The 12,209-nt window shown below is 48.7% G+C and carries 11 protein-coding genes; 3 read left to right on the plus strand and 8 right to left on the minus strand.

Going from position 1 to position 12,209, the window contains the following annotated elements; genetic code table 11:
• Positions 1-4: 4 nt before the first annotated feature.
• Complete coding sequence (hutU, locus tag GGR41_RS07065) at positions 5-1,720, minus strand: urocanate hydratase (RefSeq protein ID WP_167661230.1); 1,716 nt, start codon at positions 1,718-1,720, stop codon at positions 5-7.
• 204 nt (positions 1,721-1,924) lie between these two features.
• Between hutU and hutC the strand changes: the two genes are divergently transcribed.
• Positions 1,925-2,653, plus strand: a complete 729-nt coding sequence (gene hutC / locus GGR41_RS07070) for a histidine utilization repressor (protein WP_167661231.1) — start codon at positions 1,925-1,927, stop codon at positions 2,651-2,653.
• A 69-nt stretch (positions 2,654-2,722) separates the two neighbouring features.
• Here the strand turns inward: hutC and GGR41_RS07075 are convergent, their stop codons facing one another.
• The 6 genes from GGR41_RS07075 to GGR41_RS07100 all read right to left on the minus strand — a co-directional run bounded on the left by GGR41_RS07075 (position 2,723) and on the right by GGR41_RS07100 (position 8,529).
• Entirely contained in the window at positions 2,723-3,901 is a 1,179-nt protein-coding gene (locus GGR41_RS07075; RefSeq protein WP_167661232.1) for an FAD-binding oxidoreductase, read from the minus strand.
• 261 nt (positions 3,902-4,162) lie between these two features.
• Positions 4,163-5,377: an amino acid aminotransferase gene (locus GGR41_RS07080; RefSeq protein ID WP_167661233.1), complete on the minus strand. Its 1,215-nt coding sequence runs from the start codon at positions 5,375-5,377 to the stop codon at positions 4,163-4,165.
• A 27-nt stretch (positions 5,378-5,404) separates the two neighbouring features.
• The gene (locus tag GGR41_RS07085; RefSeq protein ID WP_167661234.1) at positions 5,405-6,262 is read right to left on the minus strand and encodes an amino acid ABC transporter ATP-binding protein; all 858 of its coding nucleotides are present in this window, start codon (positions 6,260-6,262) and stop codon (positions 5,405-5,407) included.
• Between the two features lie 26 nt (positions 6,263-6,288).
• Positions 6,289-6,954, minus strand: a complete 666-nt coding sequence (locus GGR41_RS07090) for an amino acid ABC transporter permease (protein WP_371019359.1) — start codon at positions 6,952-6,954, stop codon at positions 6,289-6,291.
• Positions 6,951-7,604 (minus strand): amino acid ABC transporter permease, encoded by a 654-nt coding sequence (locus GGR41_RS07095; protein ID WP_077734245.1) that lies wholly within the window; start codon positions 7,602-7,604, stop codon positions 6,951-6,953. Before GGR41_RS07095 ends, GGR41_RS07090 begins: the two co-directional genes overlap by 4 nt.
• 97 nt (positions 7,605-7,701) lie before the next feature.
• Positions 7,702-8,529, minus strand: a complete 828-nt coding sequence (locus GGR41_RS07100) for a transporter substrate-binding domain-containing protein (protein WP_167661236.1) — start codon at positions 8,527-8,529, stop codon at positions 7,702-7,704.
• A gap of 509 nt (positions 8,530-9,038) precedes the next feature.
• Here GGR41_RS07100 and GGR41_RS07105 point away from each other — a divergent pair.
• Positions 9,039-10,163, plus strand: a complete 1,125-nt coding sequence (locus tag GGR41_RS07105; RefSeq protein ID WP_167661237.1) for a cobalamin-independent methionine synthase II family protein — start codon at positions 9,039-9,041, stop codon at positions 10,161-10,163.
• Positions 10,164-10,268: 105 nt separating this feature from the next.
• Positions 10,269-11,603 (plus strand): MFS transporter, encoded by a 1,335-nt coding sequence (locus tag GGR41_RS07110; protein WP_167661238.1) that lies wholly within the window; start codon positions 10,269-10,271, stop codon positions 11,601-11,603.
• 124 nt (positions 11,604-11,727) lie between these two features.
• On the opposite strand, the gene GGR41_RS07115 is transcribed toward GGR41_RS07110, so the two are convergent.
• The gene (locus GGR41_RS07115) at positions 11,728-12,030 is read right to left on the minus strand and encodes a hypothetical protein (protein ID WP_167661239.1); all 303 of its coding nucleotides are present in this window, start codon (positions 12,028-12,030) and stop codon (positions 11,728-11,730) included.
• Between the last annotated feature and the right edge of the window lie 179 nt (positions 12,031-12,209).

Here is a 12,209-nt window from a genome sequence, read left to right on the forward strand (position 1 = left end):
CTCGCTATTTAATCATGGGGAGTTTTAAACCAAATTCTTTGGCGGTCTTGACGGCTAATTCATAACCCGCATCGGCATGGCGCATCACCCCCGTACCGCAATCGTTGACTAACACCCGCGCTAAGCGAGCATCTGCCTCTTTAGAGCCATCGGCCACGATCACTAAGCCAGAATGCTGACTATAGCCCATGCCGACCCCGCCACCATGGTGTAAAGACACCCAGCTAGCACCCGAAGCGGTATTTAGTAAGGCATTTAATAAAGGCCAATCCGACACTGCGTCGGTGCCGTCGCGCATGGATTCCGTTTCACGATTTGGGCTTGCCACTGAACCCGTATCAAGGTGATCACGACCAATTACAATCGGTGCTTTGAGCTCTCCGTTGCGCACCATTTCGTTAAAAGCCAAACCTGCTAAATGACGCTCGCCCAGCCCTAACCAGCAAATACGTGCGGGTAAGCCTTGAAAAGCAATACGGTCTTTTGCCATGTCCAACCAACGATGCACATGATGGTTATCAGGGAACAGCTCTTTAATTTTTTGATCTGTTTTGTAGATGTCCTCGGGGTCACCCGATAACGCCACCCAACGGAAAGGCCCCTTGCCCTCGCAAAATAAAGGACGAATATAAGCCGGCACAAAACCAGGGAAATCAAAGGCATTTTTCACGCCATGGTCATAAGCGACTTGGCGGATATTATTGCCATAGTCGACCACAGGTACACCCATTTCTTTGAAATCCAACATGGCTTGAACATGCTGCACACAAGACTGTGCCGCATCGTGCTGCAAACGAGCATGTTGACTCGGGTCAGCTTGCGCTGTGCGCCATTGTGCGACAGTCCAGCCCAATGGTAAATACCCGTTTACTAAATCGTGCGCAGACGTCTGATCGGTGACTAAATCGGGACAGAGCCCCCCCGCCTTAGCACGCCGAACTAGCTCAGGAAACACCTCGGCAGCATTGCCTAATAAACCAATAGAGACGGCTTCTTTACGCTCGGTGTGCTCACGAATTAACTCGATGGCATGATCCAAATCACGTGCTTGCTTATCCAAATAACGGGTACGTAAGCGGAAATCAATACTGCTTTGCTGACACTCTACATTTAACGAGACTGCCCCTGCAAAAGAAGCCGCTAATGGCTGAGCACCACCCATGCCCCCTAAGCCAGCGGTCAGAATCCAACGCCCTTCTAGGGTATCGTTGTAATGTTGGCGCCCCGCTTCTGCAAACGTTTCAAAGGTGCCTTGCACAATCCCTTGAGTTCCAATGTAAATCCAACTGCCTGCTGTCATTTGGCCATACATAAAAAGGCCCGCACGGTCTAACTCATGAAAATGCTCCCAATTCGCCCATTTAGGCACCAAATTTGAATTGGCAAGCAAGACACGGGGCGCATCAGCATGGGTGCGAAACACACCCACAGGCTTGCCGGACTGAATCAACAACGTCTCGTCATTTTCTAAGTCACGCAACGACTGCAAAATTTGGTCATAGCATTCCCAATTACGCGCCGCCCGACCAATGCCGCCATACACAACCAGGTGTTTTGGGTTTTCAGCTACATCCGGATCCAGGTTGTTCTGAATCATTCGATAGGCCGCTTCGGCAATCCAATTTTTACAATGAAGCGTGGCACCCGTTGGGGCATGAACCACACGACTCTCGTCATAACGAGGATCTTGACTCGGTACAATATCGGTTTGTTGCAACATGGTGCTCTCCTCCATAGGGTGTTTCTTATACGGCTTAGCGGTCAAAAAGCGTATCGGCTAGGGGGCCTAATGCACCAAATAACCGACAAAGGTAAAAATTTCTTGTAAGCTCATGGTTAATGTATAGGCATTTGTATAAATTGTCTATACATATCATGGAAAGCCCTGACACCAGTACTCTTACCCCAAGGAAATACGCCCGTCATGAACGTCGATCCCTCCCGTTCTATCTCTAACGAAGCTCAGCCGGCTTACCTGCAAATCAAGAACTTCGTTTTAAATAAAATACAAAGTGGTGAGTGGCAAGAAGGTCACTTAATCCCCACCGAATTAGCCCTGTGTGAACAATTCTCGGTATCCAGAATGACTGTTAATCGCGCTTTGCGAGAGCTAAGCAATGATGGTCTATTGGTTCGGATTAAAGGTTCAGGCACCTATGTTGCCCAACCTAAATACCAGTCCACGCTGATCGAAATTCGCAGTATTGCGCAAGACATCCGCGAACGCGGTCATACGCATCGTAGCCAAGTCATCAGCATGAATCGCTTAAAAGCCACCGCTAAACAGGCCAAAGCCTACGCCATTCCTACCGGTGCTACCCTGTTTCATTCGGTGATTGTGCACTTAGAAAACCAGATTCCGATCCAATACGAAGACCGTCTGGTTGATGCCTCGATGGCACCTGATTACCTAGAACAAGATTGGTCCCACACCACGCCCAATGAATACTTAACCCGAGTTGCCCCCCTACCTAAAGGTTTCTATACCATTGAGGTTCAAATACCGAATGCAGAAATTGCTCGAGCGCTGCAGATGAAAGCCAATGAACCCTGCTTAGTGTTAAATCGCACCACCTATTCCGGTGGTCACTTCACCTCGTTTGCACGCATGTGGCACCCGGGCGATCGTTATAAATTTGCCGGTCGTACCTAAAGCCAATCCACAACAAAAAAGCCGACTTGATAATTCAAGTCGGCGCAAGACTAGGCACTACACGGAACGCTACGATTCCATTTCAATCACTACCGCCCCTTTAGGCTTAGCACAGCAGATTAAGACCTTACCCACAGGCACCTCGTCCAGTGGCTCCTCAAAATACTCGACTTCGCCCTCGACCAGCGTGCACATGCAACTATTACAAATCCCCGATCGGCAATTGAAATTCGGCTGTAAGCCAGCGTCTTCAGCGGCCACGAGCAAGGATTCGTAATCGTCCTGCCATTGCGCTTGTCGACCATCGGGTAAAAAAGTCAGCGTGGTGCTATCGGTTGATACTGTGGCTGTAGCTGGCGCTGGAGCCAACACAGGCTGGGGCTCGGCAGCCGCCGTCAACACAGAGGCCGTTTGCGCCACTGCATCGATATCTGCTACGGTTTGCTCTAACACGGTAGCAGGGCCAAAAAACTCGTAATGTATACGCTCGGCGACTACGCCTAATTGGCGTAATAGCGCATAGTTAGCTTGCATAAAGCCACTGGGCCCGCATAAATAAAAGTCGTAATCGTCTAAGGGCAAATAACGTTGCAGCTGCTCTTTGGTTAGCAAACCCTCGGTAAATGACCAGGTTCTTGACGCATCATGCGCTAAAGCAGCGCGGTACCAAAATAACGCTTGTACATTAGGGCGGCGCGCCACCAACTCCATAACCTCAGCGCCAAATGCATGCACATCACCGTTTTCACAGGCATGCATAAAATGCACCTTGCGCTCTGACTGATTCACCAAACGGTGCAACATGGACAGCATAGGCGTTAAGCCGACCCCGCCACTCAGCAGCACCACGGGTCGCGCTGAGCTCTCGTCCAAGTAAAAATCACCCAAAGGGCCAGCTGCTTGTAGCACATCCCCCACTTGGACTTGGTAGTGCAAATAGCTGGAACCCAAGCCATCGGGCACCTCGGTTCCGGCCGGCGCGGTTTCATGTTTCACAGAAATGCGTAGCTGCCCTAATTGATCTGGATCACCCGATACACTGTAATTGCGCAGTACCGTTTGACCATCAATAGAAAAACGAAATACCAAATACTGGCCTGGTTTATAGGGCAAGAGAGGCATGCCATCGGTAGGTGCTAAAACAAAAGACGTAATAACGTGACTTTCTGCTTGTTTAGCTATTACCTTGTAGTCTCTAAAACGTCGTGCCTGACTGGCTGGGACTGGGCTCGCTATGCTCTCGATCATGGGACTCACCTCTTGTACTGTAACGGCGTTATCTACGTGCTCACTGGCTATGGGTCGAGCAATTCTAGGACGAAATCGCTTAGGTTCTGAATGAATAGAGCAACGATCTTTTATGGTTAAACCATTGTAATCTTAATTTAAATCAGCGAAATTTGATTTTTGATTAGAAAAACTAAACTTTTAGGCGCGCTTCACCTACTAAAAACGCGTCTTTATTAGACGCGTCGTTATAAGTAAAAACTAAGGTCAGTGAATGTGGGCTTAGGTTTCCTGTAGAGAAGGATCGGTAATGACTGCCGCCAACGACTGCACAAAGTATTCAAGGTTATCCTCGTTCAAGCCAGGTAAACTGATACGCCCCGAATCAATAATATACACACCATGTTTGCTACGTAACGCCTGCAGTTGTTTTGAATTTAAGCCCGTATAACAAAACATGCCTTGCTGTTTAATAAAATACGAACTATCGTAATTGGGCACTAATTCCTGTAACCGATCGTAGACTTTTTGGCGCAAGCTAACAATGCGTTCCCGCATTTGATCCACCTGTTGACGCCACGTTTGATAGAGATCTGGGTCTGCTAAAATCAAGGCAATGGCTTGGCCCCCATGGGAAGGCGGGTTGGAATAAATGCGACGCGCTACCGCTTTTAGCTGCCCAAGTACACGGCTGGCTTCCTCGGCACTTTGACATACCACCGATAACCCACCACAACGCTCGGAATAATACGAAAAGTTCTTAGAAAACGAGTTGGCAACCAAAAAAGTTAAACCGGCTTGGTCCATAGCCCGAATCGCATAAGCGTCCTCGTCCAAACTGCGCCCAAACCCTTGGTAAGCCATATCCACAAACGGAATCAGCTCACGTTCGCGTAAGAGCTCAATAACGGTTAGCCACTGTTCATCGTTTAAATCGACCCCGGTCGGGTTATGACAACACGGGTGCAACAGCACAATACTGTGTTTAGGTAATTGAGCTAGGGCCTCTACCATGCCCTCAAAATCGAGCCCCCGGGTGGCACTATCGTAATAACGGTAAGTATGAGTCGAAATCCCTGCACCGTTGAAAATCGCATGGTGATTGTCCCAAGCGGGGTCACTGATCCACATTTCACTGTCAGGGTAGGCCGCGTGCAGAAAATCCCCGCCTACTTTTAAAGCGCCCGTTCCGCCTAGGGTTTGGATGGTTGCCACGCGATTTTCTGCTAGAGCCGCACTGTGCTCACCAAAGACTAGCTTTTGCACCTGAGCCCGATAATCCGCAAGACCTTCAATGGGTAAATAGGCACGGGGTAATGCCTGATCCGCCCACTGTTGCTCGGCCTGACGCACTACGTCCAATAGAGGAAGCCGCCCTTGTTCGTCATAATATAAACCCACCGTTAGATTGACCTTTAAGTCACGGGGATCCGCATGAAATGCTTCTCCTAAGCTAAAAATGGGATCCCCATCAAACGCACGTAAATGTCCAAACATAATGACTCCCTCTGATGACAACGTGGCTTATACCACGGCTGCTGCCCGCTCGGTATTTTGGGTGCAGGTGCGCTCCCAAAATGCATTGCGTTCAAAATAATTTTCTAAAAACTGTGCTAAGCGTGGCTGAGCGCTTTGCGCGAAGACCTCTTGAGGCGAACCCGTGACCGCAATTTCCCCTTTATCAATAAAAACCACCGTATCAGCGACTTGGGCAGCAAAACCCATTTCATGGGTTACCACCACCATGGTCATGCCTTCGCGAGCTAAGTCTTTCATCACCTGCAAGACCTCACCGACTAGCTCGGGGTCTAAAGCGGAGGTGGGTTCGTCAAACAACATGATTTTTGGCTCCATCGCCAAAGCACGGGCAATGGCGACCCGTTGTTGTTGACCACCAGACAAATTCACTGGAAACGCATTCACTTTGTCGCCTAGACCTACCTTGGCGAGCATTAAGCGCGCTTTTTCTTCGGCCTCGGCTTTGGCCATGCCTTTCACGCGTAATAACGCCTCTTGGACATTGCCTAAGGCCGTCATATGCGGCCATAAATTAAACTGCTGGAACACCATACCCACATGACGGCGTGCCTGATTCAGCTCGTTACGGTTGGCCTTAACGCGGCGCCCATCAGGCTTGTCGACATAGCCCAACAACACGCCTTCGATTAATACCTCGCCTTGGTCGTATTCCTCGAGAAAAGCTAACGAACGTAACAACGTGCTCTTGCCTGACCCAGACGGGCCAATAATACAAGTCACTTCGGAACGACGTATTTCTAAGGAAATATCTTTTAAGACTTGGATCGAACCATAATTTTTATAAAGGTTTTGGACCTGAACCAGGGCGGGCTCGGTATAGGTTCCATTCATTTTCGCTTCCATCTTTGTCTCCTTTTCGGCCAGACGACTTAGCGCGCTAAGAAATGATTGCTGCGTGCCTCAGCCCAACGACCCACTCGTTCTGTTACGGCAACCAAAATTAAGTAAGCCACACATAGCAATAAGGTGGTTTCTAGGTGCGCAAATTGCTCGTTACCAATTTGAACCATGACGGCGGTTAACTCGGGTACGGTCACAATGGATAAAATAGCGGTTTCTTTACTTAGGATAATAATTAAGTTAACCAGAGCAGGGGTAATGATCACTAGCATTTGCGGCAGCTTTACGCGCCAAATCACATCGAATCGAGACAAGCCTAAAAACTCAGCCGCCTCAATTTGACCTTTAGGCACCGCCGCAAACCCCCCACGGAAAATTTCGGAAAAATACACACTTCCGTAAATCGTTAAGCTAAGAATACCGGCTTGCGTGGCAGATAAATCCAAGCCCACGCTGGGGCCACCATAATACAAAACGAATAACTGCACCAAAAATGGGGTGGTACGGATGGCTTCGATGTACACACGAATCACGGCACGTAACACAGGACCCCCATGCAGCTGCAACACAGCCACCACAAAGCCCAACATCATGCCCAATACCACAGCGACCAACCACGTATAGATGGTCATTAAAAAGCCCATGCCAATGGCTGGCCAGTAGGAGTTAAGTACACTGAAATCCACAGCCATTATGCCGTCCTCCCATAGTGACGCTCTGCCCAATAACCAATGACCGACAACACCCCATTAATTAAGAAATACACAAACGCGGCACCGAGGTAGGCTTCCATAGGTGAAAATGTGCTGGCGGCAATGTTTTGCGCCATACGTGTTAGCTCGGTTACGCCCACAATAGAAATCAATGATGAGGCTTTTACTAGCATGATCATTTCATTAATTAAAGCAGGCATCGTCAGACGTAAGGCTTGAGGTACCTGAATTCGAACTACTGTCGTGACGCGCGACATACCTAATAACTGGGTGGCTTCGAGTTGACCTTTGGGAATGCCCATAAAGCCACCTCGTAATATTTCACCGATATAGGCACCTTCGCACAATGAAATGGCCACCACAGCCGCCACTAAAGGCGGCACGTTAATTCCTATCACGGGGAAAAAATAAAACACCACCATCAACTGCACTAATAGTGGAATGCCTCTAAAGACAAACACATACCAACTGGTAATACGTCGCAGCAACAGTGAAGGCGACATGCTAGCCGCAGCCACGATAACAGCTATTACAAACCCGACCACTAATCCCACTGCTGACACAAACAGCGTCATTTTGGCTGCACTGAGCAATAAAGGGATAGACTCCAGCGCTACATGAAAATCAAACATGCTTTTTTACCTCAAGGCTCGCGCTTAGACTAATCAGCCTGACACGAGCATGACAGTCAACTGGGCCACAAAACCGAACCTGTGGCCCTGCAAAGACTTAAACCGCAGGCTCAAACTCGTCCGATGGCACATCCATTTCCATGCCAAACCACTTAGTTTGTAAGGCAGCTAAGGATCCATCGGCATGCATGGCTTGTAGCGCTTCATTAAAAGCATTGAGTAAAGAACGGCTGTCTTCGTCTTTACGCATGAAGTAAGCAAAATAGACTTTTTTACCAAAAGGCGGCTGAACGACTTCGAAGACATTAGGGCGCTGTTTGGCTACGTAGGCAATATTAGTGATGGAGTTAGCCACGGCCACCAGACGACCGGACACAATATCAGCATACGCTTGGTTGTTATCAATATACTCACGTACATCGACAGGCTTATCGAGTGTTGCCACAAAGTCTTTCAACTGCTCTAGCTGAGCCGAACCCTTACCCCCACCTACTGCAAAGCCTGCGATGTCTTCGGACTTTTGCAAGTCTTTATTTTTCGCGCTTTTTAATAGGGCGACCGAACCATCTGCAATCGGCAAGGTGAACGCGTAACGCTCTTTGCGAGCCTTGGTGACCAAGATAGGCCCGCCACCCATATCAAATTTCTTGGAGTCTAAGCCGGGCAGCACACTAGGCCAAGGGAGATCCAAAAAACGAACCTTTACGCCTATGCGTTTGCCTACCACCTCGAATAATTCTTTATTAAAGCCAGTTTGCTTACCATTTTCATGGAAATCGAACGGAGCAAACTGCATTTCCGTGCCGACCACTAACTCGCCCGATTTTTTGACTCTTTCTAATAAGTCCTCTGCATACACAGGAGCAGACAACACGCCTAAAGTAAGAAAGGCTGCACAGGCTTTACTTAACTGTTTGATCCACATTTTTGTCTCCTTTACAGGCACACATCAGGCTCTGTTGCAGCAAGCTAAATGTCTACCATTTATAGTGTTTTAAATAGACGTACTGTAGTGGATACCCTCCTTTGATTTCCACTACTGCTTTGTAAATGGTGTACAAACCGCTTGAAACCACCATTTAACGCTTTTTCTGGTCTGGATTTTTAGAAAAATTTACCGTACTGCTATCGAAAAGTATATACATACTAAAAGTGCTGTCAATTGGGAATCGAGAGCTTAACGGTTAGTTTTAGGGAAAACACTCAGAGCAGAGAGCTAGTGCCTACAGCAAAAAAAGCGACTATCCCCTGAAGCAATAGACGCTTTCTAAAACAAAGCCATGCGCTGCTAACTAATAAACGTATTTAATATGAATTAAATTCATATTAAACTGAAAAACTATCGTTTTCCTTTAGCGCTTAAAAAGCATATCATCTATCTATTGGCTTTTTCACTCGTGCCTAGGGCATGAGACAGTTTTTTAGAGGTATTACATGTCTTTATTCCGATCCTTGCCCCCTTTCCGTGCTGATGTGGTGGGCAGCTATTTACGTCCAGCCGCTCTAAAGCAAGCCCGTCAAGCCTTCGAAAAAGGCGAGCTCTCCGCCGGTGGGTTGCGTGAAGAAGAAGACAAAGCCATCCGTCAAAGCGTGCACAACCAATGCAACTGTGGCCTGCATGTAGTCACTGATGGCGAATTCCGTCGCACTTGGTGGCACTTCGACTTTTTTGATGGCCTAGAGGGCGTCGAGCGTTACGATACCGACGAAGGCATTCAATTCTCTGGTGTCCAAACCAAATCACACAACGTGCGTGTAGTGGGCAAAGTCAAGTTTGGTGATCACCCCATGCTTAAAGATTTCGAGTTTTTAAAATCGCTCGAATCCGGCGCTACCCCAAAAATGACGATTCCTAGCCCTAGCGTTTTGCACTTCCGTGGCGGCCGCAATGTGGTTAGCCCCGATGTCTACCCCGACCTAAACGAGTTTTTCGACGACTTAGTTCAAACCTACCGCGATGCGCTAGCTGCTTTCTATGCCGCAGGTTGTCGCTATTTGCAGTTGGACGATACCGTATGGGCTTACCTCTGCTCCGAAGAACAAAAACAAATTGTGCGTGATCGCGGCGACGACCCAGATCAGCTCGCTCAAACCTACGCTGATGTCTTAAACCGCATTCTCGAAGGCAAGCCCGACGACCTCGTTATCGGTTTGCATGTGTGTCGCGGCAACTTCCGCTCCACATGGATTTCTTCAGGTGGTTACGAGCCCGTTGCTGAATTGCTGTTTGGCACAGTCAATGTAGACGCTTTTTTCCTAGAATACGACAACGATCGCTCAGGCGACTTCCGTCCTCTACGCTTTGTCAAACCTGGGCACCAACAAGTCGTCTTGGGTCTAGTCACCACTAAAACTGGCGAGCTCGAAGACAAAGAGTTAATTAAAGCTCGTATTCAAGAGGCCACGCAATACGTGCCCCTAGAGCAAATTTGTCTCAGCCCTCAGTGTGGCTTCTCTTCCACCGAAGAAGGCAACAACATCACCGAAGCCGAACAAGACGCCAAGCTGCGTTTTGTGGTCGACATTGCTAACGAGGTTTGGGGCGCCCCCAACAACTAAGCCTCAACGCCTTACCCCTATTAGCTACATCAGAGCTCTTCGGAGCTCTTTTTTTACCCTTTTTCAACGCCACCCTGTTTAGTGCGGCATGAACTGCGCTGTGTCATGAACTCTTCAACCACCTCCTCCCCTGTCACCTTGCGTCAACATTTAGACGCTGCCTCCATGAGCGCTTTGCAGTGGCGTGCCATTGCACTGTGTTTTTTGATTAATGCCATCGATGGCATTGATGTATTAGTCATGGCGTTCACCGCCTCAGCCGTAACCAAAGACTGGGGCCTAAATAACGTCGTACTCGGCTGGTTACTGTCAGCGGGCATCATTGGTATGACCGTGGGTTCTGTGTTTTTAGCTCCACTATCAGACCGGTGGGGTCGTCGGCCTATGGTATTAGCCAGCTTGGCAGCAGCAGGGGCGTTTATGGTGGCAACTGAATGGGTTAATGACCCATGGACACTGGGCGTATTACGCTTTTTAACAGGCATAGGTATTGGCTGTAGCATTGTGAACGCTAACGTACTCACCAGCGAATACGCCAATGCCAAATGGCGCGCCCTAGCTATTGGATTGCAGTCCGTTGGCTTCGCGCTGGGTGCCACTTTAGGTGGCATGATGGCGGCCTACCTATTAAAAAATAATGCGTGGCAAGACGTGTTTGTATGGGGCGGCATCTTAACGTGGATCACTGCACTGTTGATTGCCATCGGCCTACCTGAATCGCTTGATCAGCTGTTACAAGGACGCCACCGCAACGATCAACAGCGTGCCCACCACTTACTCGAACGCATGGGACACGGTCATCTGCCCATCGACAGCCCTACTTCCAGCGTTAAACCGAACGCTTTACAGGCACTTCGGCTACTGTGGGCCCCTGGTGCTTTGCGCACTTGGTTACTGGGTGGTAGTTTTTTTGCGTTGATGTTTAGCTTTTACTTTGTGACCAGCTGGACGCCTAAACTGCTTGAACAAGCCGGCCTTTCCGCTGATAAAGGCGTAGCCGGTGGCGTACTGCTGCATGTAGGCGGCATGCTGGGCGCTTTGGCTTTAGGCGTATTAGCCAGTCGCTGGCACTTACAACGCGTGGCCCAATCCTTAATGGTATTAGGCGTCTTTACGTTGTGTGCCGTCATTCCAGCCACCAGCTGGTCACTTCCCGCTGCCATCGCATTGGGTATTGCCATTGGTTTTTTAATTAATGGTTCCATCGCTGGGCTGTATGCCACCACACCCCAAAGCTTTGAGGCGGCTACCCGCAGCTCGGGCGTAGGCATGGTGCTTGCCTTTGCGCGTTTAGGCGGCATGGCCTCTCCTGTTGTAGCAGGGCATTTATTGGAAGCCAACTGGTCTGTTAGTCATTTGTATTGGTTGTATGCAGGGGCGTTATTATTGGCTGCGACTTTTTTACAGCTCTTTTTAAAAACTCAGCACCGTCACGCTTAGGCCCCAACAACAAGCCCAGTCATTCAACTGGGCTTTTTAATAAGAGCAGACTCGATAGCAACCATTCTGCTGGCTTCAAACGACAAGTATTCCTGATTTACCTACACCCAAGCAGATCACTGAGTTAATCCGTATTTTTCTCTATTTTTTCTTTCACGTAATTATCTTCATCTGCACACGAACTGCACTGCATCTTACCCCCAAGCAAGTCAAACAACGCTAAATTATCTTCAACGGACGCCTTGGTCTGGTTAGATGTGTCTTCCGCGTACCCCTGATCGATGTACTTTTGTAGTTGAGCGTGTTGCTTGACTGATAACGTTTCATAACCAAAATCAATGGCTTGATTGACGATTTCCACGTCGTCCTTATGGATTTTCTCATTCGCAAGCAAATGCTCTAAAAGACGAATTTGTGATTTGTTCATAGCAGTCTCCATGCGGTTGGAAACCAAAATCATCTGCTTGGTGCTTTTATCAAATCGCGCGGAAAACCCCGCCGTTCAGGGCGCAGATGAATAGCGCGGACGCGCTAGCGTCTTCGTATCAGCTTGGCGTCTGTTGTTGCTTAATGTATTGTCGGACGATCTCGATAGGCGCACCGCCA

Origin of the sequence: Paenalcaligenes hominis, assembly GCF_011927625.1 — a bacterium.
In the GTDB taxonomy this organism is placed as follows: domain Bacteria; phylum Pseudomonadota; class Gammaproteobacteria; order Burkholderiales; family Burkholderiaceae_B; genus Paenalcaligenes; species Paenalcaligenes hominis.